This window comes from Dorea sp. (genome assembly GCF_977044405.1).
The window spans coordinates 102,834-127,719 of record NZ_CDRRQK010000002.1; the positions used below are offsets into that span (position 1 = coordinate 102,834).

General features: G+C 41.6%; 19 protein-coding genes. 2 read left to right on the plus strand and 17 right to left on the minus strand.

The window, feature by feature from the left end; translation table 11 throughout:
• Positions 1-13: 13 nt before the first annotated feature.
• From ACWJAF_RS01505 to ACWJAF_RS01520, 4 genes are all read right to left on the minus strand, one after another.
• A complete protein-coding gene (locus ACWJAF_RS01505) occupies positions 14-1,300 on the minus strand; it encodes an MFS transporter (protein WP_296030979.1) in 1,287 nt (428 codons plus the stop codon).
• A 28-nt stretch (positions 1,301-1,328) separates the two neighbouring features.
• Positions 1,329-2,204: a shikimate dehydrogenase gene (locus ACWJAF_RS01510; RefSeq protein ID WP_448861753.1), complete on the minus strand. Its 876-nt coding sequence runs from the start codon at positions 2,202-2,204 to the stop codon at positions 1,329-1,331.
• Between the two features lie 123 nt (positions 2,205-2,327).
• Positions 2,328-4,298 carry an FAD-dependent oxidoreductase gene (locus tag ACWJAF_RS01515; RefSeq protein ID WP_448861755.1) on the minus strand — a complete coding sequence of 657 codons (1,971 nt, stop codon included), beginning with the start codon at positions 4,296-4,298 and terminating at the stop codon, positions 2,328-2,330.
• 70 nt (positions 4,299-4,368) lie between these two features.
• Complete coding sequence (locus ACWJAF_RS01520) at positions 4,369-5,205, minus strand: sugar phosphate isomerase/epimerase family protein (protein WP_296030972.1); 837 nt, start codon at positions 5,203-5,205, stop codon at positions 4,369-4,371.
• 220 nt (positions 5,206-5,425) lie between these two features.
• On the opposite strand from ACWJAF_RS01520, the gene ACWJAF_RS01525 reads away from it, so the two are divergent.
• Complete coding sequence (locus ACWJAF_RS01525) at positions 5,426-6,313, plus strand: LysR family transcriptional regulator (protein WP_448861757.1); 888 nt, start codon at positions 5,426-5,428, stop codon at positions 6,311-6,313.
• Positions 6,314-6,512: 199 nt separating this feature from the next.
• On the opposite strand, the gene ACWJAF_RS01530 is transcribed toward ACWJAF_RS01525, so the two are convergent.
• Genes ACWJAF_RS01530 through der form a run of 3 tightly spaced genes read right to left on the minus strand, consistent with a single transcriptional unit; the run spans position 6,513 to position 9,549 of the window.
• Positions 6,513-7,529: an NAD(P)H-dependent glycerol-3-phosphate dehydrogenase gene (locus tag ACWJAF_RS01530; RefSeq protein ID WP_296030966.1), complete on the minus strand. Its 1,017-nt coding sequence runs from the start codon at positions 7,527-7,529 to the stop codon at positions 6,513-6,515.
• Between the two features lie 20 nt (positions 7,530-7,549).
• Positions 7,550-8,218, minus strand: coding sequence for a glycerol-3-phosphate 1-O-acyltransferase PlsY (plsY, locus tag ACWJAF_RS01535; RefSeq protein ID WP_448861759.1), 669 nt, complete (start codon positions 8,216-8,218; stop codon positions 7,550-7,552).
• A 2-nt stretch (positions 8,219-8,220) separates the two neighbouring features.
• Positions 8,221-9,549, minus strand: a complete 1,329-nt coding sequence (gene der, locus ACWJAF_RS01540) for a ribosome biogenesis GTPase Der (protein ID WP_296030962.1) — start codon at positions 9,547-9,549, stop codon at positions 8,221-8,223.
• A gap of 231 nt (positions 9,550-9,780) precedes the next feature.
• On the opposite strand from der, the gene ACWJAF_RS01545 reads away from it, so the two are divergent.
• A complete protein-coding gene (locus ACWJAF_RS01545; protein WP_296030960.1) occupies positions 9,781-10,956 on the plus strand; it encodes a ribose-phosphate pyrophosphokinase in 1,176 nt (391 codons plus the stop codon).
• A gap of 191 nt (positions 10,957-11,147) precedes the next feature.
• On the opposite strand, the gene ACWJAF_RS01550 is transcribed toward ACWJAF_RS01545, so the two are convergent.
• The 10 genes from ACWJAF_RS01550 to tgt form a co-directional block, all read right to left on the minus strand.
• Positions 11,148-12,587 (minus strand): polysaccharide deacetylase family protein, encoded by a 1,440-nt coding sequence (locus tag ACWJAF_RS01550; protein ID WP_448861761.1) that lies wholly within the window; start codon positions 12,585-12,587, stop codon positions 11,148-11,150.
• A gap of 98 nt (positions 12,588-12,685) precedes the next feature.
• Positions 12,686-13,849: a phosphoglycerate dehydrogenase gene (locus tag ACWJAF_RS01555; RefSeq protein WP_296030954.1), complete on the minus strand. Its 1,164-nt coding sequence runs from the start codon at positions 13,847-13,849 to the stop codon at positions 12,686-12,688.
• Between the two features lie 2 nt (positions 13,850-13,851).
• Positions 13,852-14,934, minus strand: a complete 1,083-nt coding sequence (gene serC, locus ACWJAF_RS01560) for a 3-phosphoserine/phosphohydroxythreonine transaminase (protein WP_296030952.1) — start codon at positions 14,932-14,934, stop codon at positions 13,852-13,854.
• Between the two features lie 39 nt (positions 14,935-14,973).
• Complete coding sequence (gene ilvB, locus ACWJAF_RS01565) at positions 14,974-16,659, minus strand: biosynthetic-type acetolactate synthase large subunit (RefSeq protein WP_448861763.1); 1,686 nt, start codon at positions 16,657-16,659, stop codon at positions 14,974-14,976.
• 37 nt (positions 16,660-16,696) lie between these two features.
• Positions 16,697-18,370: a dihydroxy-acid dehydratase gene (ilvD, locus tag ACWJAF_RS01570; RefSeq protein ID WP_448861764.1), complete on the minus strand. Its 1,674-nt coding sequence runs from the start codon at positions 18,368-18,370 to the stop codon at positions 16,697-16,699.
• Between the two features lie 38 nt (positions 18,371-18,408).
• Positions 18,409-19,494, minus strand: a complete 1,086-nt coding sequence (gene leuB / locus ACWJAF_RS01575; RefSeq protein WP_296030943.1) for a 3-isopropylmalate dehydrogenase — start codon at positions 19,492-19,494, stop codon at positions 18,409-18,411.
• Between the two features lie 280 nt (positions 19,495-19,774).
• Positions 19,775-20,515 carry a pyruvate formate-lyase-activating protein gene (pflA, locus tag ACWJAF_RS01580; protein WP_296030940.1) on the minus strand — a complete coding sequence of 247 codons (741 nt, stop codon included), beginning with the start codon at positions 20,513-20,515 and terminating at the stop codon, positions 19,775-19,777.
• Between the two features lie 159 nt (positions 20,516-20,674).
• Positions 20,675-22,927, minus strand: a complete 2,253-nt coding sequence (pflB, locus tag ACWJAF_RS01585) for a formate C-acetyltransferase (protein WP_296030937.1) — start codon at positions 22,925-22,927, stop codon at positions 20,675-20,677.
• Between the two features lie 417 nt (positions 22,928-23,344).
• Positions 23,345-23,650, minus strand: a complete 306-nt coding sequence (yajC, locus tag ACWJAF_RS01590; protein WP_448861768.1) for a preprotein translocase subunit YajC — start codon at positions 23,648-23,650, stop codon at positions 23,345-23,347.
• 90 nt (positions 23,651-23,740) lie between these two features.
• Positions 23,741-24,874: a tRNA guanosine(34) transglycosylase Tgt gene (gene tgt / locus ACWJAF_RS01595; protein WP_296030932.1), complete on the minus strand. Its 1,134-nt coding sequence runs from the start codon at positions 24,872-24,874 to the stop codon at positions 23,741-23,743.
• Positions 24,875-24,886 lie beyond the last annotated feature (12 nt).

Consider the following 24,886-nt stretch of genomic DNA (forward strand, 5'->3'; position numbering starts at 1 on the left):
TTCAATCATTTAATTATAATGCACTCTTTCCGAAAATCTTTTTGTGCTGTGCTACTAAGTAGAGGGAACTTAAAATAGCAAGGATTGCAAATACCAATAACATGATCATCAGGCTATATACTGCATTAGCCTCACCTGATGCTTTTGTAAGCTGAGCAGCTACAACTGGGATCAGGTAGCTTGCTGCGCCCATGAATGTGTAATAAATACCTGTGTTTCTTCCTTTTGGTCCTGGGTTAAATAACTGAACCACTGCAAGACCTGTCTGAAGAGCACCACCTGCTGCGAAGAATCCTAACATAGCAATTGCTACATAGATGATTGCTACCTGATGGATAAACAGTACACCTGCAAGTGCAACTGCTGTACAGATAGAATCAATCAGGACAACCTTCAGCGGGCTCCATTTTAACTTAGCCATCATGAATGCCCAGAAAAGTACAGCACAGATAGAACCGATTGTATAGATAGAAGTCATACCTGCTGCCTGCATCTCAGAAAGTCCACATACAGATAATCCGAATGCTTTCGTATACTGCTGAGCTCCATACATGATTGCCATGCAAAGGAATGCATAAAACATTACCAGAAATACTACGAATTTACTTGGTTTTGTAAGCATTGCTGCTTTTGCTGCATCAATCTCTGCCTGTACGGCATCTTTGGATTTTCCATCATTTCCAGAAGCTGCCTTCTTCTGATCATCATATACGAATGGTGCAATAATTGCAAGTACCAGACAGATAATTGACATAACAACTGGAATCATAACGTTCAGTTTCCAGTTTCCGCTGTTTGCATTATGTACAACCAGAAGCGGATATACCATACCAGACAGTGAAACGAAGAACTTAATTCCTACCAGTGCTGATCCAGGTGCTGCCGGATATGCTTCCTGTACTGCAGGATATCCTGATGCATCCCAGAAACCTGATGTTGCAACTCCTGATGCGAATCCACATACTGATGCAACTAATGCACTCTTTGTAAGTAAGAATCCAAGGAAGCAGACGATGTATAATGCTGCTCCACCGATCATTAATTTTTTACGTCCAACACGGTCAGAGATCTCTCCACCGATCCATACACTGACAAATTTACCAAATCCAGTCCATGCTACCGCTGTACTTACTGCTGCAAGACCAGCTGCATATGCTGCTGACTGTGGATCTGACATGTTAAATCCCCACTGTTTTGCGAAATTTACGTTATTCTGGCTTAAGATAATAGCCTGAATACCATGTGTCAGATAGCAAAAGTATACGCAAATGATAGACCATAAATATTTCTTTGCTTTCATTCCCTCATTCTCCTTTTATCAAGTTGTTTTATTTTGCCTGAGCTTTCTGAAACTCCTGATACTCAGCAAGCGGCATTTCTTTTCCAACGAACAGTCCATAATTTACTGCTCCCTGCTGCTGAAGCATTCCGACACCACCGATTGCTTTGCATCCAGCTTCTTCTGCTTCCAGGATCATCTTTGTCTTCTCTGGGCTGTATACAGTATCTGCAACTACCAGATCTTTACGGAATAATGATTTGTCAACCAGTGTTACATCCTGATGTGGCTTCATTCCCATGATTGTAGCATTTACAAGAATATCGCAGGCTTTTACTGCTTCTTCCAGTTTTGCTTTATCATCAAGATCATCTACTGTAACAACACAGTCCGGGCACTTCTCAGCTAATTTAGCCTTTGTTCCTTCTGCTCTTTCAAAGAATTTGTCTTTGATATTGAAGATATTTACTTCTTTTGCTCCGTCCAATGCTAACTGAACCTGAATTGCTGTAGCTGCTCCACCTGCTCCAAGAACAACAACTTTCTTGTCTTTTACAGGTACTCCGTTGAGCTCCAGATTCTTAACAAATCCAATACCATCTGTAATATGTCCTGTGATCACTCCGTCATCGTTAACGAATACATTACAAGCTCCGATAATCTCAGCTGCCGGTGAAAGCTTGTCTACCAGTTCTGCTGCGATATTTTTGCATGGCATAGTAAAGTTACCACCACGCATTTTGAATAAACGGATTGCTTCAAATGCTTTTGGCATCTCTTCTTCTGTTACATCGAATGCCATATATGCATAATCAAGTCCGTCATGCTGGAAACTGAAGTTGTACATTGCCGGAGATCCTGAATGTCCAACTGGTGTTCCAAATAATCCCATTAAGCCTGTATGTCCGGAAATTCTTTTTTCCATGATCTTAACCCTCCTGGTTTTCTTTTATTTACAGAGAAACCTTTATCTGGTCCTCTTGTATTCCTCTTTACATATAACAGCCCGTGGTATGTGGGCTGTTACATACACATTTTATAATTCTTATTAAAGTTTTAATGCAACATCGTAAGCTTCTTTTGTAGCATCCAGTGCACGACGTGCTCTTACCGCATCACCTACTACATGAACTTCTGGAACGATGTCCTTTAATTCATCTGCGAAGTCATATACGACATTCTGACCATCGCGGTGTGTATAGCGAGAACTGAATCCCATAGAAAGAACAACTGTATCGAATCCTCTTGCTTCGTAGATTGTTTCATCAGATTTGTCAGCTGCATTCTTGTAGCTTACTCCGTCCGAGAAGATCTCAGATACAGCAGCACTTGTAATCTGCTCGATTCCGTATTTTTCAAATGCTTCCATAAGGAAGATACGGTGCTCGTGGATTACATCTGGTCCGATTGCATCTCTCATCTCGATAACAGATACTTCATGTCCCTGTTCCGCAAGGAAGTCTGCTGTCTCGGCACCTACCATACCACCACCGACAACTAAGACTTTGTGTCCTACCGGGCGTGTTCCTTCCAAGCAGTCCACGCCATATACGATGTCAGGATTATGGATACCTTTGATAAATGGAAGTACTAATGTCTCAGATCCTGTTGCAAGGATAACTGCATCCGGTGTGTCTTCTTTTAACATCTGAGCTGTTACTTTTGTATTCATCTTGATATTTACGCCTGCTTTTTCGCATTTTACGATATAGCTTCTGATCATACCTGTGATGTCACCTTTTCCTGGTGGGTAAGCAGCCAGTCTCATGTTACCACCGAGTTTGTCTGTTGCTTCAAATAATGTTACATCATGTCCACGTCTCTTAGCTGTGAATGCAGCACACATACCTGCTACACCACCACCGATAACGTATACTTTCTTTGCCTTTTCAGCTTTTGGAAGTCCCTCAACCTCACGTCCAAGTACCGGGTTTACCAGACAGCAAAGTGGTTTACCAGCATACATGTTGGCAACACATCCCTGCAGACATGCGATACAAGGTGTCATATCTTCCAGTCTCTCTTCCTGCGCTTTTTTCGGAGTATGAGGATCAGCCAGTGACTGACGTCCAAATGCTACCAGATCAGCTTTTCCAAGTTTCACCATCTGTTCTGCGAACTGTGGCTCTGTGTAACGTCCGACTGTGATTACCGGAACAGATACACAATTTTTGATATTTGCTACAAGCTCTGCTGAGAATCCGCCATGAATTCCTGTCGGAGCCCACATATACTCGTCCTTCAGATGTACTGCACGTGATACGTGAAGTCCGTCAATTCCGCAGTCTTCAAGATAAGAAGCAATTGCACACATATCATGGTTGTCCAGACCGCCAAACATATCTTCTGTACTGTTGATACGTGCAAGAACTGCAATTTTACCTTCTGTTCTCTTCTTTACTTCTTCAATGATCAGACGGGAAAATCTCATTCTGTTTTCGAAGCTTCCGCCAAACTCATCTACACGTTTGTTCGTTCTTGGTGACATGAAAGAATTCACAAGATAACCATGTGCCATGTGAATTTCTACTGCATCAGCTCCGCCCTTCATTGCGCGGACTGCTGCATCTCCATATCCTTTAATGAGCTCATATACCTGCTCTGTAGGAACTGCTTCCGGAATATCTCTTCCATCAGCTGATGCAATTGAAGTAGCCGCCTGGATTGGTGCTCCTGCATTTTTTGCATTTCCTTCCGGTCCTGCATTCTGAAGCTGGATAGAAATCTTAGCACCTTCTGCATGACAGGCATCGGTAATCTTTTTCAGACTCTCGATGCTGTTGTCATCATACAGACAAGGTTTTCTTGGACCACCCTTTGCACCTTTGTGAACTACTGTTGCTTCGATTGTGATCAGTCCGAACTGACCTTTTGCACGTTCGCTGTAATATGCAACTGACTCGTCGCTCCATGTTCCATCTGTGTTTGCAAAGTTATTACCCATTGGTGGTACTACGAAACGGTTCTTTACTGTCATTGGTCCGATCTGAATCGGAGAAAACATATGTTTGAACTTCATTATTTTTTTACCTCTCTCTTTTAAACAAATGTGTTTTCTTATCTTGTCTGAAATGAATCAGTGATTAAAATTAGTCAACCATTTCTGGCCAGGCTTCTTTTAATACTTTCTCTGTATTTTCATATGTATAAGCTGCTGCCTCATTGATTCCTCTTCCAAGGATTTCATCAGAAATTACTTCTACACCGATTACCTTTGGATCAATTCCAGCGTCTTTGATCATTTTAACGAATCCAGCTGTATCTTTTGCTCCTGTTCCAGGTGCAAGACGATCATGCATTGACTCATCTCTTAAGATTGAATCTGCATATGGTCTCTCATAAGCATCGTTGATCTGGATAGAAATAACTTTCTTAGCGATTTCTGGTGTAAGGATGTCGTATGGCTGATTAGCTCTTACCCAGTGCCATGTATCAAGGATAAGCATTGCATTTTCACATCCAGAAGCTTTTACAACTTCCCAGCCTTTCTGAAGGTTTGGAATACCACTGTACGGCATTGGTTCAACACCGATGATGTATTTTCCAGCTCTCTGGCAAAGTTCTTTTAATTTCTGAGCTGTATACTCAACTGAATAGTTTTCCATCAGTCCACAGTTGATGTGACCAACTCCAAAGAGTTCACACATATGGAAGCACATCTGCTCTTTGTATTTCTGCTCGTATGAACGATGCTCTTCACACCACTGAACGATGTACTCAACTTCTGTTACTTTCATGTCATGTTTGTCAAGAATTGCAAGAATGTCTTCATCATGAAGTCCTTCATTCAATGCATCAACATAAGTCTCTGCACGAAGACCGATTCCTTCGTATCCTGCTTCTTTTGCAGCGATAACACGATCTTCAAATTTGCACTGATCTCCAAGTGTCCATGAGCTTACTGTGATTGGATTCTTTTTTGACATAATTCTACCTCCATTGTTAAAATTGAACATTTTCCCTTTTTTCTTGTTGTTCAATCTAGTAATATTTGCTATGGTTTGATTATATATCCTTGTTAAATAAAAAACAAATTAATAGTTTTGTCAAAATTCATAGATTTTATTCATAGGTTGTTTTTGTGCTCAGTTCATGCTAAGATAATGCATATATCATAACAATAACGAAAGAAAGGGGGCCGGCTTTATGAATCTGTATCATCTAAGATATTTTGCCACACTGGCCCATCTGGAGCATTACACAAAAGCCGCAGAGATTCTAGCCATCACTCAGCCAAGTCTGAGTCATGCAATTGCATCACTCGAAAAAGAACTGGGGGTTAAGCTTTTTGAAAAAGAAGGGCGGAACGTAGCCCTTACAAAATGCGGGCAGGCATTTCTTGTAGATGTCGAACAGGCTCTGGATATGATTGATTCCAGTGTTAACAAACTACAGATGACAGGTCGTGGGGAAGGTCGCATTGATATCGTCGAACTAAGAGCCGTCAGCAGCTCTATTGTTCCGAATTTTGTAAAAGGCTTTCTGGATTCTACGCCAGACAAAAAAATTGATTTTTATTTTCATAGTTCCACAGGGCTTACTTCTGATATGATCCAGGGATTAAAAGACAGAAAATATGACATTGCTTTCTGCTCTATGATGGACAATGAGCCTCTGATCGATTTTGTTCCTGTTGCAAAACAGGAGCTGGTACTGATCGTCCCAAAAGGACATCCTCTGGAAGGACGCAGTTCGATAGACTTGAAAGATACACTTGCTTATCCACACATTGCCTTTTCAAAGCGTAGTGGACTCCGACACGTCATTGACAAATTATTTAAAAAATGTGGGGGATACCCTCAGATTGCCTACTCCATGGAGGAGGATCAGGGGGTTGCCGGACTGGTTGGTGCCGGTTTCGGTATTGCTGTAGTTCCAAAAATGCCGGTTCTTTCCTATATGCCGGTTTCTATCATCGAGATTGAAAAACCGTCCTGGGAAAGACTGTTTTACATGGCAACACTTAAGAATGTTTACCAGGCTCCGGCTATTATGGATTTCAAGAAATATGTTATGGATCACGCAAATCTGTAGGCATCTGTATTCACGGAAGATTTTACAAAAAACTTTTATCGGATATCAGGTATGCTTTAACTGAGACAAAACGATAAAAAAATAACAGAGTTGAAATTAAATTCAACTCTGTTATTTTTATTGTTTTCTTTTTATCTTTCATCCCTTGTATTAGAGGGTGTCTAAAAAACGCTCTGGGAATTTGGCAAAAATTCTATATTTAATTCTTCTGCCACGGAAGTGCTGTATGTTCTGCTTTTCCACCTCTGAGCATCAGTTCATTTACCGCATCTTTTGGATTTTTATTCTCGAACAGGACTTTATTCACTTCTTCTATGATTGGCAGAGACACGCCGTATTTCAGTCCAAGCTTTGCCGCCGCTTTTGCCGAATATACACCTTCTACGACCATCTGTACTTCATCCATGGCTTCCTGCATAGTCTTGCCCTGTCCCATCAGATAGCCAGCCTTACGGTTACGGCTGTGTACACTTGCACACGTAACGATCAGGTCGCCAATACCTGCGAGCCCGCCAAATGTTTCAGCTGCCCCGCCCATTTTTACACCCAGGCGTGATATTTCTGCAATCCCCCGTGTGATAAGCGCGGCTTTCGTGTTATCTCCGTATCCCATACCATCTGCGATACCTGCTGCCAGTGCTATGACATTCTTAAGCGAACCACCCAGCTCTATTCCCAGTATATCCGGACTAATATAGACTCTGAATACTTCATTCATGAATAATTCCTGCAGATATCTCGCTGTCTCTTCTGTTCTTGCTCCTATACAGACTGTTGTCGGGAGTCCTCTTCCTACCTCTTCGGCATGGCTAGGTCCGGAAAGAACTGCTACATCTGCCTGTGGGATTTCTTCTTCAATCTGCTGTGACAACGTCATAAGAGTATCTTCTTCGATTCCCTTTGCTACATCTACAAACTTCTGATCCTTTATTGCATAAGGACTGATCATTCTCGCAGTACTTCTTACATGGATAGACGGAACCGCCAGTACCACAACATCTTTTCCCTGCACTGCGCCCTTAATATCTGCGGTGAATCCGATCTCTTCCGGAATCTTTACTCCCGGAAGTTTCGTAACGTGTTCTCTTTTTTCACTCAGTTCCCGTACTTCTTCTTCCTGATATGACCAGACAGTCACCTCATGTCCATTTTTATTTAAAAGCAGTGCCAAGGCTGTTCCCCAGCTTCCGGCTCCGATCACACTAACTTTTGCCATAAGACCTATCCTTTCTGTATCTATACTTTTTCTGACTGTTCTTTGTTCTTTCCTCCGACACTGATCTTATTCTCAGTACCACTTAACAGTCTTTTAATATTTGCTCTGTGTCTCCAGAATGCAAGTATCATTAAGAATGCTACTACTCCATACATCTCATGCAGATATGCTGCATTTTCCACATGGAATCCACCCATCTGTCCATATACGATCACACTGATCAGATAGATTGTAACAACTGCCATCGATCCAAGCGATACAAATCTTGTTGCTGCAACAATCGCGATAAATGCTGCAAGACAGATCAATACAATCCATATATTAGTTGTACTGATGATCAGACCTGCCGTTGCAGCGATTCCCTTTCCACCCTTAAATTTCAGATAAAACGGATAATTATGTCCAAGAACTGCGCCCATTCCTGCATACATGGAAAGCAGCGGCATCATATCTGTATGTGTCTTTCCATAGATCAGATGTACAACAACAACCGCTGCAACACATTTGAAGCAGTCTCCAAGTAATGTAATTGCTCCGGCTTTCCATCCCATGGTACGAAGTGCATTCGTCGTTCCTGCATTTCCACTGCCTTTTTTTCTCAAGTCAACGCCATTCTTTTTCCCGTATATATATCCCGTCTGAATCAGACCAAATACATATCCGACAAGTACACATATCAAACGTTCCATGATTACTGATCCTTGTCCTTTCTTTCCCTGATGAAGAATTTCAAAGCAGTACCACGGAATCCAAAAGCTTCACGAATCTTGTTTTCCAGATATCTGGTATAAGAAAAGTGCATCAGTTCTTTATCATTTACAAAGATTACAAATGATGGCGGTTTAACCGCTACCTGTGTGATATAATACAGTTTCAGTCTCTTTCCTTTGTCTGAAGGTGGCTGCTGCATTGCAACGGCCTCTGTCATGATCTCATTCAGTACACCTGTGGCTACACGAAGTGTCTGGTTTTCGATTACCATATCGATCATATCGTAAAGTTTATTCAGGCGCTGTCCTGTCTCTGCAGATACATACATGATTTCCGCATATGGCATAAACGAAAGGACACGGCGGACGTTATTTTCATACTCCCGCATTGTTTTATCATTTTTCTCGATCGCATCCCATTTGTTCACTACGATGATGATGCCTTTTCCTCTTTCATGTGCAATACCCGCAATCTTGGCATCCTGTTCTGTAACACCCTCTGTCGCATCAATTACGACCAGCACAACATCTGCACGTTCCACTGCGGTAACAGTACGGATGATACTGTATCTTTCCAGTTCTTCTTTGATCTTACTTTTTCTTCTAAGACCGGCTGTATCAATAAATACGTAGTCTTTTCCGTTATATTTTACATTTGTATCGATTGCATCTCTTGTTGTTCCTGCAATGTCAGATACGATAACTCTCTGCTTTCCTACCAGCTTATTGATAATCGATGATTTTCCAACATTTGGCTTTCCAACGATTGCTACTCTTGGACGTTCATCTTCTTTTTCCTCTGCTTCATGTTCAGGGAAATGTGCGATCACAGCATCTAACAGATCACCAATACCAAGTCTTGAAGCCGCAGATACCGGTATCGGATCTCCGATTCCAAGATTGTAAAATTCATATACATCCGGCATAAACTTATTAAAACTGTCAACCTTGTTAACAGCAAGCACTACCGGCTTACCTGACCGGCGGAGCATGTCTGCCACTTTGGAATCTGCATCTACAAGTCCCTGTCTTACATCTGTGATAAATATGATTACATCAGCTGTATCAATCGCGATCTGCGCCTGCTCTCTCATCTGAGACAGAATAATATCCTTACTCTCCGGCTCGATACCACCTGTATCAATCATTGTAAATTCTTTATCCAGCCATGTAACATCAGCATAGATACGGTCTCTTGTTACTCCAGGCGTATCTTTGACGATAGAAATCATCTCTCCCGCCAGTACATTAAAAAGGGTAGACTTTCCAACATTTGGTCTTCCCACAATAGCAACTACTGGTTTACTCATCTTCATTCTCCTCTATATTTTATCTTGTATTTGTCATTTAACGTTACTATTATACGTTACTCCCCATATATTGTGCAAGCACTATTATGGTTACTGCGCACACTAATGAACAGTACCTTATTATACATCACTTTTGGCAATTCGTCCAATCAACAGTTGACCTTTTCATAGGAAAAGTGATATAAATAATTAGGAGTAACTTATTACAAAAAATATACAGGAGTTTTCATCATGCCAAACATTAAATTAATGGAAAGCGGTCTTCCTGTAGCACCATTAAAAATCGGTGCACTGGAATCATGCCGCGAACTCGGTGAGAAAGTGAACGATTATATTGTTCAGTTCAGAAAAAGTGCAATGAACGAAGCAATGGATTCGCCGTTGTATTACAATTACATGCGTGACAATTATCTGATTGATTGTCCTTGTCCTCGTTTTGGAAGCGGAGAAGCAAAAGGTCTTTTGACAGAATCAATCAGAGGTGCGGATCTTTTCCTCATGGTTGATGTATGTAATCACAGCCTTACTTATTCTGTTAACGGGCATCTTAATCACATGTCACCAGACGATCATTTTCAGGATTTGAAACGTATTATTGCTGCCGCAAATGGAAAGGCACGCCGTGTAAACGTAGTTATGCCATTCTTATACGAAAGCCGTCAGCACAAACGTACCAAACGTGAATCCCTGGACAGCGCACTTGCCTTACAGGAATTAATCGATATGGGAGTTTCAAATATCTTTACATTTGATGCACATGATCCACGTGTTCAAAATTCAATTCCACTGCACGGATTTGACAGTTTCAATCCTCCATATCAGTTTATGAAGGCTTTGTTAAAAGCAGAACCTGATCTTAAAGTTGACAAAGAGCATCTGATGATCATCAGCCCTGATGAGGGTGCTATGCAGCGTGCCGTATACTTCTCTAACGTTATGGGAGTTAATATGGGTATGTTCTACAAACGCCGTGATTATTCAACGGTTGTAAATGGAAAAAACCCTATTGTAGCACACGAATTCTTAGGAGAGCATCTCGATGGAAAAGATGCAATCATCATCGATGATATGATTTCATCAGGTGAAAGTATGCTGGATGTTGCAAAACAGATCAAAGACCGCGGTGCTAACCGTGTATTTGTATGTACGACATTTGGTCTTTTTACAGATGGATTCGAAAAATTTGATGAATATTATGAAAAAGGCTATATTGACCGTGTCATCACAACTAACCTTACTTACCTTCCTGCAGCAGCAAAGGAAAAACCATACTTCCTGATTGCTGATATGAGTAAGTTTATCGCACTGATCATCGATTCCATGAACCATGATATCAGTATCGGTAAGGTTATGGATCCTACAGAAAAGATCCACCGCCTGCTCGAAAAACATCGTAATTCTTTATAATCCATAAGCCACTATGTAAAAGCTGCCATCAACGGCAGCTTTTTTGTATACCGTAGTATGCAAGAGAAATTGCCAGTGGCATCTTCTTCCCAAACGTATGGCGATATAAAAAGCTTCTTCTATCGTCGGCAAATCTGCCATGCAATAAAAGAAGCTTTTCTTGTATATTATTTCTATTTCCTGATATATTATTATTTTACAATTGTACTGTAAGCTTTTCCATTTTCAAGCGTCACACCTTTGGCCTGTGCCATCTCAGAAACCGTTACCAGCTGGTATCCGGCTTCTTCAAGTTTTGGAATCAGCGTAAGTGCCGCATCAACAGTCTCTGTATGAATATCATGCATCAGGATAATATCTCCATCCTTTACCTTCGTCATGACATTATTAATCGTTGACTGTGCATTACGTGTCTTCCAGTCCAGCGTATCGATACTCCAGAGAATCATCGGCATACCGACATTTGCCTTTACGGTATCATTGATTGCACCATATGGCGGTCTCATAACTGTCGCAGTTTTACCACACACATTTTTAATTGCCTGGTTCGTATTACCAACTTCGCCTGCAATTCCTGTTGCATCCAGTGTGCTCAGCTGTTTGTGGTCGTACGAATGATTACCCAGTTCATTTCCGTCTTCCTGCATCTGTTTTACCACATCTGCATACTTCTCTACATTCTTTCCTAACATGAAGAACGTTGCATGTGCATTGTACTTCTTCAACTGATCAAGAACTTCTTTTGTTCTGGCGCCAGGTCCATCATCAAATGTAAGTGCAACCATCGGTTTCTTTGGATCAATCGCTGCTTTTTCCTTGGAAATCAGTTCTCCCGAATCACTGAACTTGCATTTTTCCAGTCCAATCGTCACTTCTCCTGTTGCAGCAATACCTTCCGCATCAAAGTAATACTGTTTATCGTCCAGTGTCTGCCAGCCGGTTAAAGCTTTTCCATCTTCACCAACATATGCTTTTCCATTGTCTTTTTCTACCCATGCCGACTTCTGCATTGCCCCCTCGGTATCAAAACAGTACATTGCATTCTGAATTGTCTGCCAGCCAGTAACTTTTTCACCGTTCTCATCCAGATAATATGTATTTCCCATAGAATCCACAAAATCAGATGTAACATAAGTTCCATCATATTTTTTGAATTTGTTATTCTCCCATGCTCCGGTAGGGTTCTTCACATTACAAGTTCCGTTCTTAATGCTGATCTCTACTTTTTTCTTCCATTCATTTGACAATTTCTTCTGGATTGCTGCATCTAGTTTTGCTGTAATCACGTAAGTTCCTTCCGTGTTCGCATCCGCACTGCTCGAAAATGTAATTCCTTTGCCGTTTTGCAGTTCTTTTGCCAGCTGTGCTGCTGTGTAATCTTTTTCAAGCCTGATATGATCTTTATCAGTAATCTTAACATCTGCAGAATATGCCGGCAACTGTTCTCCCTGGATAATCTCTATATCCGCCATCTGGATCGTTATTTTTGCCGGTTTGCGAAGCAATACTCTTATTGTTGGAATTGCAATCGCTACCAAGCAGATAGCAAAAAGAGTAAGACACACACGTATGTTTCTTACTCTTCTCCGATGTCTTTTTTTGCGTCTTCGAATTTCTGACCATTCATCCATTATTATATCCCCCTGATTCTTATCAGCTAATATATTAAGGATACTCTAATTCGACACATTTCGCAATTAAGGCTTTCTTACAAAATTATTAATTTTAATTAACATATAACACGTACACGTAACACTTCTCCGATGCCCTTCAATTCTTCTACTACATTTTCTGTAACATCTGAATCAATATCAATCATTGTATACGCATACTTTCCTTTACTTTTATTGGTAAGGTCTGCGATATTCATGTTATCTTTTGCAAGAATTGCAGAAATCTGACCAATCATATTCGGCACATTATGATGCAATACCAGGATACGTGTCTTATCTCCTCTAAGTCCCATATCGCAATCCGGATAATTTACAGAATGTTTGATATTACCATTTTCCAGATAATCCATAACCTCTTTTACTGCCATCTTTGCACAGTTATCTTCAGACTCTTCTGTAGAAGCTCCGAGATGAGGGATTACGATAGCTCCCTTCACGCCCGCAATCTCTGGTGTCGGGAAATCTGTTACATAATGTTTTACCTTACCTGATACCAGAGCATCTACCATCGCTTCGGAATCTACCAGCACATCTCTTGCAAAGTTCAGGACGATCACGCCTTCTTTCATCAGTCCAAGAGCATCTTTTCCTATCATTCCCCTTGTACTGTCAAGTGCCGGCACATGCACAGTAATATAATCACAGTTTTCATAAATTTCATCTACATTTGTTGTATGATGAATGCTTCTTGAAAGTCTCCATGCAGAGTCAACAGATACATACGGATCATATCCGTATACATCCATACCAAGATGTGTTGCTGCATTTGCAACCAGAACTCCAATCGCACCAAGACCGATTACACCAAGTTTCTTTCCCTGCAGCTCCTGTCCTGCAAATGCTTTCTTTGCTTTTTCTGCATCTTTTGCAATGTTCCCGTCTTCTTCATTTTCCTGTACCCAGTTAATTCCACCAATGATGTCTCTGGATGCAAGAAGCATTCCTGCGATTACAAGCTCTTTTACACCGTTTGCATTGGCTCCAGGTGTGTTAAATACAACAATTCCCTGCTCTGCACATTTTTCCAGCGGAATATTATTTACTCCGGCACCGGCTCTTGCGATTGCTTTTAATTCCGGTGCAAATTCCATCTCGTGCATAGCTGCACTTCTTACCAGAATTGCATCTGCTGCTTCCGGTGTGCTGACCGGTGCATACTCCTGTGTAAATTCGTCCAGTCCTACCTGGGAAATTGGGTTCAGATTATGATACTTATACATGATTACAGATTCTCCTTTTCAAATTTCTTCATGAATTCTACAAGCTTTTCTACGCCCTCGACCGGCATAGCATTGTAAATACTTGCACGCATTCCACCTACGCTTCTGTGTCCCTTCAGATTCTCAAATCCGGCTTCTTTTGCTTCTTTTACAAATTTCGCATCCAGATCTTTATCTCCTGTTACAAACGGAACATTCATAAGCGAACGGTCTTTTGGTACAACCGTACCTTTGAAAAGTTTACTTTCATCCAGATAATCATACAGGATTTTTGCCTTTTTCTCATTGCGTTCTTTGATTGCTTCCAGGCCGCCCTGTTTTTTCAGCCATTTGAATACTTTTCCACAGATATAGATGCCATATGCCGGTGGTGTATTATATAAAGACTTTGCATCTGCATGTGTCTTATACTTCAGCATAGTCGGTGTTCCTTCTAATACATCATCTGTGATCAGGTCTTCTCTGATGATGGCAATCACTACACCTGCAGGACCAACATTTTTCTGAACTCCTCCGTAGATCACACCATACTTTGTGACATCAACCGGCTCAGAAAGGAAGCAGGAAGATACATCTGCCACCAGTGTTTTTCCTTTGGTATTTGGAAGTTCTTTGAATTTTGTACCATAAATCGTATTATTTTCACAGATATATACATAATCTGCATTTTCAGAAACCGGAAGGTCTGAGCAGTCCGGAATATAAGAAAATGTCTTATCTTCGGAAGATGCAATCACATGGACCTCTCCGTATTTTTCCGCTTCTTTTGCTGCCTTTTTCGCCCACTGCCCGGTAACGATATAGTCAGCCACTTTATTTTTCATAAGATTCATAGGAATCATGGCAAATTGCTGAGACGCACCACCCTGTAAAAATAATACTTTATAATTATCCGGAATATGCATCAGTTCACGGATATCTGCTTCTGCCGTCTCAATAATCTCCTGGAACACCGATGAGCGGTGACTCATTTCCATTACCGACATTCCACAGCCATTATAGTCTAACATCTCTGCTGCTGCTTCTTTTAATACTTCTTCCGGCAATACGGCCGGGCCTGCTGAAAAATTGTACACTCTGCTCATTGTAGTTCCTCCATTTTCCTTTAACTTTTTTTGCTATTCTTATTCTGCTTTCTTTGCTTCCAGGTCTTTTTCATCAAAAGCCTCGTTAATCGGCGCTCCAGGTGCAACCATCGGCCATACTTTATCGTCACTGTCAATCTGACAGTCAATCACAACCGGATGCCCACTCTTTAACGCATCCGCAAATGCTTTTTTGAACTCTTCCTGGGTTGCCACACGTATTCCTTCTGCTCCCATAGCCTCTGCAAGTTTTACAAAGTCTACTGCATCATTTAATACGGTAGCCGAGTAACGCTGTCCGTAGAACAGGTTCTGCCACTGGCGGACCATACCAAGTACATGGTTATTGATTACTACCTGGATCACCGGAATATTATGGCGTGTTGCAGTAGCAATCTCATTCATATTCATACGGAAACATCCGTCACCTGCAATATTAACTACAGTCTTTTCCGGTCTGCCAACCTTCGCTCCAAGAGAAGCTCCAAGACCATAACCCATAGTTCCAAGACCTCCTGATGTAAGGAGTGTTCTTGGCTCTGTATATTTATAATACTGTGCTGCCCACATCTGATGCTGACCTACTTCGGTAGAGATAATCGCTTCACCATTGGTCTGGCGGTAGATTTCTTCTACTACAAACGGACCACTCAGTACATCCGGATGATATGTCATCGGATATTTTTCTTTATAAGACATGATCTGTTCTACCCATGCCTTATGATCCTGCTGCTCCAGACGTTCATTCATCTTTTCAAGAACAACCTTCAGATCACCTACTACACCTTCTGTGATCAGGATGTTTTTATTCATCTCTGCAGCATCTACATCAAACTGTAAGATTTTCGCATTTTTTGCAAATTTTTTCGCATTACCTGTAACACGGTCGCTGAATCTGGCTCCTGCAACAATCAGAAGGTCACATTCACTGACGCCATAATTCGAAGCTTTTGTTCCATGCATTCCAAGCATTCCGGTATATAACGGATTGGTTCCTGGAAATGCTCCTTTTCCCATCAGGGAATCAGTAACCGGCGCATCTACCTTCTTTACAAACTCATATAACTCTTTGCTTGCTCCGGCTAATACAGCCCCGCCTCCGACAAATATATATGGTTTCTTTGATCCCTTAATCATCTGAACTGCTTTTTCCAGATCTTCTTCACATATGTCTTCGGATGGCTTTACTTCTTTTGGTGCCTTTGGCGTGAATTCTGCCTTATTGGCTGTTACATCCTTTGGAATATCGATCAGGACAGGTCCCGGTCTGCCTTCTTTTGCGATCACAAATGCTTTACGGATTGTATCTGCAAGATTATTCACGTCTTTTACGATATAGTTATGCTTTGTGATCGGCATTGTAACACCTGCAATATCAATCTCCTGGAAGCTGTCTTTTCCAAGAAGCGAAACTCCGACATTACAGGTAATTGCAACAACCGGTATTGAATCCATGTACGCTGTTGCGATTCCGGTTACAAGGTTTGTTGCACCAGGTCCGCTGGTTGCCAGACACACACCAACTTTTCCTGTTGCTCTGGCATATCCATCTGCCGCATGAGCAGCACCCTGCTCATGCGATGTGAGGATATGTCTGATTTCATCTTTATGTTTATATAATTCATCATATACGTTCAAAATAGCTCCGCCCGGATACCCAAATACGGTATCTACGCCCTGCTCTTTCAAACACTCAATTACTATCTGTGATCCTGTTAAGTGCATACCATTCATTCCCCTGTCATTTGTTTTTTTGACTACTTTATTTTACTTTTGGAACTTCAAGGATTGCTCCTCTGTTTCCAGAAGTAACCATTGCTGCATATCTTGCAAGATATCCAGTTGTAACTCTTGGCTCTCTAGGAGTCCAGTTTTCCTTTCTCTTAGCCAGTTCTTCATCTGATACATCCAGATGAATGGAAAGATTCGGGATATCAATCTGGATCAGGTCTCCCTCTTCTACCAGTGCGATTGGTCCGCCAACTGCTGCTTCCGGAGATACATGTCCAATAGATGCTCCTCTTGATGCACCGCTGAAACGTCCGTCTGTGATCAGTGCTACACTTGATCCAAGTCCCATTCCGGCAATTGCAGATGTAGGATTTAACATCTCACGCATACCAGGTCCTCCCTTAGGTCCTTCGTAGCGGATAACAACTACATCGCCGGCTACGATCTTACCGCCTTTGATTGCTGCAATTGCATCTTCCTCACAGTCAAATACTCTTGCAGGTCCTTCATGTACCAGCATCTCATCTACGACTGCGGAACGTTTTACAACACTTCCATCCGGTGCAAGATTACCCTTTAATACTGCAAGTCCACCTGTTGGTGTATATGGATTGTCAATTGGTCTGATAACTTCAGGGTCTTTATTTACAACACCCTCGATATTTTCTCCAACCGTCTTTCCTGTAACAGTCATACATTCTGTATGCAGAAGTCCTTTTTTATTTAATTCTGCCATAACTGCATATACTCCGCCGGCTTCATTTAAATCTTCCATATAAGTCGGGCCAGCTGGTGCAAGGTGACAAAGGTTTGGTGTCTTTTCACTGATTCCGTTTGCAAAATCGATCTCAAAATCCATACCTACTTCATGTGCGATTGCAGGAAGGTGAAGCATGCTATTTGTAGAGCATCCAAGTGCCATATCTACAGTCAGTGCATTCAGGATTGCTTCTTTTGTCATGATGTCTCTTGGACGGATGTTTTTCTCAAGAAGCTCCATAACCTTCATACCTGCATGTTTTGCAAGACGGATTCTTTCAGAATATACTGCCGGAATTGTTCCATTTCCACGAAGTCCCATACCAAGTACTTCTGTCAGACAGTTCATACTGTTTGCAGTGTACATACCTGAGCAGGATCCGCAGGTCGGACATACTTTATTTTCAAATTCGCACAGGTCTGCATCTGACATTGTTCCTGCCGCATTTGCTCCTACTGCTTCAAACATGCTGGAAAGGCTTCTCTTCTGCCCTTTTACATGTCCTGCAAGCATCGGTCCGCCACTTACAAATACAGTCGGAACATTGATTCTTGCTGCAGCCATCAGAAGTCCTGGTACGTTCTTGTCACAGTTCGGGATCATTACGAGTGCGTCAAACTGGTGTGCCATTGCCATTGCTTCTGTAGAATCTGCGATCAGATCTCTTGTTACCAGTGAATATTTCATTCCGATGTGTCCCATTGCAATTCCGTCACATACTGCAATTGCAGGGAACATGATTGGTGTACCACCTGCCATGGCAACTCCCTGTTTTACTGCATTTGCAATCTTATCAAGATTCATATGTCCCGGAACGATCTCATTATAAGAGCAAACAATACCTACCAGTGGTCTGTTCATCTCTTCCTCTGTAAGTCCGAGTGCGTTAAACAGTGAACGGTGCGGCGCCTGCTGTTTTCCTTTTGTTACTGTATCACTTCTCATTTTTTGTATCCTCCTCTTATCTGCGTTTCATATATAAATTAATTGATATTTGCTGCGATCAGATCCCCCATCTGGGCAGTTCCGATCTGTGTCTTTCCTTCGGACATAATATCAATTGTACGATATCCATCTTTTAATACCTTTGAAACTGCGGCTTCAATTGCATCAGCTTCTTTATCAAGATCAAAACTAAAACGAAGCATCATTGCTGCCGAAAGAATGGTTGCAATCGGATTAGCAATTCCCTTTCCTGCAATATCCGGTGCAGATCCACCACTTGGTTCATATAATCCGAATTTCGTTTCATTTAAGCTGGCACTTGCAAGCATTCCGATGGATCCGGTTACCATACTTGCTTCATCTGAAAGAATATCTCCAAACATATTCTCTGTAAGAATTACATCAAACTGCTTTGGATCTTTTACAAGCTGCATTGCACAGTTGTCTACAAGCATATTTTCAACAGTTACTTCCGGATAATCTTTCGCAACTTCTTCTACTACTTTTCTCCATAATCTCGAAGAATCCAGTACATTTGCTTTATCTACACTTGTTACTTTTTTACGACGCTTCATTGCAATATCAAATCCACGTTTTGCGATCCTGCGGATTTCTTTCTCATTATATGTAAGAGAATCTCTGGCAGTCATGACACCGTCAATTTCCTCTGTCTTTCTTTCTCCAAAGTAAAGACCACCTGTCAGCTCTCTCATGATCATCATATCAAATCCGCCTTCTGTAATCTCTTCTTTCAGAGGGCATGCACCTTTTAATTCATCGTACAATACTGCCGGTCTTAAATTTGCAAAAAGATTTAACGCTTTTCGAATCTTTAAAAGGCCTGCTTCCGGTCTTTTAGATGGTTCTAACTGATACCATGGCGATGTCTTGGCATCTCCTCCGATTGATCCCATCAGAACAGCATCACATGCTTTCGCCTGTGCAATTGTCTCATCTGTAAGTGGTACACCATGAACATCTATGGATGCACCTCCCATTAACAACTGTGTGTAATCACACTCATGTCCATATACCTCTGCAACTTTATTCAGGACTTTCATTGCTTCCGTTACGATCTCCGGACCAATTCCATCTCCCTTTATCACACCAATTTTAAGATTCATAGTTCTTCTTCCTTCCTTCGGTAAAAATCTATAAAACTAATATTATCGTATTTTTATACATGTTTCAAGACTTTAATTGACTAAATTGACAAATTGCTGCATTTTACATACTAAAAAATGGCTTTTTACTGTATTTCTTGTACACTTTGATGATATACAGAGAATCTGCCACCGATAGCTTCTCTTGCATACTTTGGTATAGGGAAAACTTACCACTGGCAACTTTCCCTGCATACTTAGTATAAAAATACGGAACACACGTTTTGTGTGTCCCGTATTTTTATGCATGATATTTTGCTGTCTCAAGAATCTTGTTCGCATTTTCCACGCGTTCTTTCGACGGAGGATCGATGCCTTCCAACTGATATGGGATTCCCAGTTCTTTCCATTTATATACTCCAAGTGTGTGATACGGAAGGACTTCTACTTTTTCCACATTATCCAATGTTTCAATAAAGTCATGAAGTCTTTCCAGATATTCATCTTTATCACTTCTCTCTGGAACCAGTACGTGACGGATCCATACCGGTTTGCCAGTCTCAGACAGATATTCTGCCATATCAAGAATATTCTTGTTCGTCTGGCCAGTCAGGATCTTATGTTGCTCATCATCAATATGCTTGATATCCAGCATTACAAGATCTGTCACTTTCATAAGTTCCTGGAATTTACTGAAAAATGGCTCTTCTCTTGTAAATGGATTTCCACAGGTATCCAGTGTTGTGTTGATTCCTCTTTCTTTTGCTTTCTGGAACAACTCCAGCAGAAAATCGATCTGCAGAAGCGGTTCGCCCCCACTGACGGTAATACCGCCCTTACTTCCCCAGTAAGTGCGGTATTTCCAGGCTTTATCAATCAGTTCATCTGCTGTGTAGAGAGTCCCTGAATTCATGTTCCATGTGTCCGGGTTGTGACAGAACTGGCAGCGCATTGCACAGCCGGTTGTAAATATCAGATACCGGACACCTGGACCGTCAACGGAGCCGAAACTTTCCAGAGAATGAATATATCCTTTGGTCATAGTTTTGCTCCTCTTCTTATATAATCCGCCATGCCCAGCTCGATTCCGCTTTGCTTCATCTCGCTGACGGCTGTCGCCGTATATCAGCTGATCCAGATACAGTAATTCAAGCGAGCTTGATTACTGTATCCGTCTCATCTGATGCATGGCTCATAGTTTTTACATATGATCGTGGCAAGTTCTTGCGATTACGTCTAACTGCTGTTCGCGAGTCAGGTCGATGAACTTAACTGCGTATCCAGATACACGGATTGTGAAGTTAGCGTATTCTGGTTTCTCTGGGTGTTCCATAGCGTCAACCAGTTTGTCTGTACCAAATACGTTAACGTTCAGGTGATGTGCTCCCTGATCGAAGTATCCGTCCATTACACGTGCAAGGTTTTCTTTACGCTCGTCATCTGTATGTCCAAGTGCACTTGGGCTGATTGTCTGAGTATTAGAAATACCATCCAGAGCCAGCTCGTATGGCAGCTTAGCAACAGAGTTAAGAGATGCAAGAAGTCCGCTCTTTTCTGCACCGTAAGATGGGTTAGCACCTGGTGAAAGTGGCTCTCCTGCTTTTCTTCCGTCTGGAAGAGATCCTGTAGCCTTACCATATACTACGTTAGAAGTAATTGTAAGGATTGATGTTGTAGGTACAGAATTTCTGTATGTGTGGCACTTGTTCAGTTTGTGCATGAATGTCTTAAGAAGCCATACAGCCATCTCATCTGCACGGTCATCATCGTTACCGTATCTTGGGAAGTCTCCTTCGATTTCAAAATCTGTTGTGATTCCGTCTTCGTCACGGATAGCTTTAACCTTAGCGTATTTGATAGCGCAAAGTGAATCTACTACGTGAGAGAATCCTGCAATACCTGTTGCAAATGAACGCTTAACGTCTGTGTCGATCAGAGACATCTGAGCTGCTTCATAGTAATATTTGTCATGCATGTAGTGAATCATGTTCAGTGTATCAACATACAGTTTGCTCAGCCATTCCATCATAGCATCGTATTTTTCCATTACTTCATCAAAGTCAAGATACTCAGATGTAATTGGTCTGTAAGCAGGTGCAACCTGTATTTTGTTCTTTTCATCAATACCACCGTTGATAGCATATAACAGACACTTAGCAAGGTTTGCACGAGCTCCGAAGAACTGCATCTCTTTACCTGTCTCTGTAGCAGATACGCAGCAGCAGATTGAATAGTCATCGCCCCATACTGGACGCATAACATCATCATTCTCATACTGGATTGAGCTTGTCTCTACTGAAATCAGGGCTGCAAACTTCTTGAAGTTCTCTGGCAGTCTTGAAGAGTAAAGTACTGTAAGGTTTGGTTCTGGTGAAGGTCCCATGTTCTTCAGTGTGTGAAGGAAACGATAGTCATTCTTTGTTACCATAGAACGTCCGTCCTGTCCAAGTCCACCAACTTCCAGTGTTGCCCATGTAGGGTCTCCTGAGAACAGTTCGTTGTAAGATGGGATTCTTGCGAACTTAACCATACGGAATTTCATTACCATGTGGTCGATTAATTCCTGAGCTTCTTTTTCTGTGATCTTTCCAGCTTTTAAGTCTCTTTCAATATAGATATCAAGGAATGTAGAGATACGTCCAACACTCATTGCAGCTCCGTTCTGAGTCTTGATTGCTGCAAGATATCCGAAGTACAGCCACTGTGCTGCTTCGTGAGCATCTTTCGCTGGCTGTGAAATGTCGTAGCCATATGCTGCTGCCATTTCTTTCATTTCTTTCAGAGCTTTGATCTGATCTGCGAGCTCTTCACGAAGACGGAAATCTGTTCCTTTCATTCCGTGTCTTGCATAACGCTCGAAGTCATACTGTTTTCTCTCGATCAGGAAGTCGATACCATAAAGAGCTACACGACGGTAGTCACCAACGATACGTCCTCTTCCGTATGTATCCGGAAGACCTGTGATGATCTTGTTGTGTCTTGCTTTCTTCATTTCAGGTGTATAGATATCGAATACTCCCTGGTTGTGTGTTTTATGATATTTTGTAAAGATCTCATGAAGCTTTTCGCTTGGCTGATATCCGTATGTTGTACAAGCCTGCTCAGCCATCTTGATTCCACCGTATGGCATAAATGCTCTCTTCAGAGGTTTGTCTGTCTGAAGACCAACAACCTTCTCAAGATCTTTTGTCTCTTCACTGATGTATCCCGGGCCATATGCTGTAAGACCAGATACTACTTCTGTCTCCATATCAAGAACGCCGCCTTTTGCACGCTCTTCTTTCTGCAGTTCCTGAAGTTTACCCCATAAAATATTGGTTGCTTCTGTTGGTCCTTCCAGGAAGGATTCGTCTCCCTCATATGGTGTATAGTTCTCCTGGATAAAGCTACGAACATCTACGGAGTTCACCCATTCTTTTCCTTTAAAACCAGCCCACTGCTCAAAATGTGCCATCTTTTTGTTCCCCTTTCCTATCTTTCATTTTCTTTTGCGCCGTCAGTATAACATCTCGTGAAGAAAATATCAAGCCTTATTCTGATAATCGTTTTCAAAATCGCCCTTGTATGCAATTTTGTGCAATTTGTGTATATTTATACGAACAATATAGGCTTCTTTTGTCTTTATTCCCGCACAATCCTATATATTTTATACAAATATACACTATCCCACCAAGAGCCCAATCTCATGCATTTTATAAAAACTTTCGGGATATAATTTATCTGCAGAACACGCCATCGTCAACTTATTTTGAACACATGGCGATTATACAGAGAACCTGCCACTGGCAGCTTCTCTTGCATACTTTAGCATATAAAAAAAGAAGAACCTGTACATATTAACAGATTCTCCTTTTTTATAATTTTATTCTTCTTATTCCGCAGATGTTTTTTCAACCTGGGCAATTGCTGTCTTCTGCATTGGAATACGGCAGTTTCTGTTGTGTCCAAACTCTACGACTACATCTTCATCAGTGATGTCAATCAATACACCATAGAAGCCGCTTGTTGTAAGTACTGTATCTCCAACTTCCATGTCATTGATCATGGCCTGTACTCTCTTCTGCTCTTTTTTCTGAGGTCTCATAAATACAAAATAAAAGCCTCCGAAGATTACTGCATATACTGCAATTAAAACGATCCAGCTTGTGCCGGAGCTCTGTGCTGCTAATGAAAACATTTCTTTTCCTCCTACTTATCTTTAAACACTATTGCTATCATACACAAAAACCTCGCATTCAGCAAGGTTTTTTATGTTTTTTTCATTATTTTATTGATTCTTTCCTGTTACCGCTGCAATTTTCTTTTCTTTGTATTCTTTATAACACCCCTGTTCAATGGCATCTCTGATTTCTTCCATCATTGTATTATAAAAATACAGATTGTGCAGAACACAAAGTCGCATTCCAAGCATCTCTTTTGCTTTCAGCAGATGACGGATATATGCTCTGGAATAATTTCTGCAGGCCGGACACTGACATCCCTCTTCGATTGGCTTTGCGTCCAGTTCAAATTTGGCATTGAACAGATTCAGTTTACCGTGATTGGTGTACACATGTCCGTGCCGTCCATTTCTGCTTGGATATACACAGTCAAAGAAATCCACACCTCTGTCGACGGCTTCCAGAATATTTGCCGGAGTTCCGACTCCCATCAGATAAGTCGGCTTATTCTCTGGCAGATGCGGTACTACTGCATCCAGGATTCTGTACATCTCCTCATGGCTTTCTCCAACCGCCAGACCGCCAACGGCATATCCGTCCAGATCAAGCTTCGAGATTTCATCTGCATGCTGGATACGGATGTCCTCATAGACACCTCCCTGATTGATTCCAAACAGCATCTGATGCTTATTGATCGTATCTGGAAGTGAATTCAATCTGTCCATCTCTTTTTTGCAGCGCTCGAGCCATCTGGTCGTACGTGCAACTGATTTTTCCATATATTCCCTGTCAGCTACGCTGGATGGACACTCATCAAAAGCCATCGCAATTGTCGAAGCAAGGTTTGACTGGATCTGCATGCTTTCTTCCGGTCCCATGAATATCTTTCTTCCATCAATATGGGAATTAAAGTAGACTCCTTCTTCTTTGATTCTTCTGAGTCCTGCCAGTGAGAATACCTGAAATCCGCCCGAATCCGTAAGAATCGGCTTATCCCAGTTCATGAATCTGTGCAGTCCGCCCATCTTCTTTACCACTTCATCTCCAGGACGCACATGAAGATGATACGTATTCGATAATTCTACCTGTGTTTTTATTTCCTGAAGGTCCGTTGTTGCAACAGCTCCTTTTATGGCTGCTGCCGTACCTACATTCATAAATACAGGGGTCTCAATGACCCCGTGTACTGTATGCAGCCGTCCACGTTTTGCACGACCGTCTTTTTTTATCAATTCATACATACTCTGTTATCC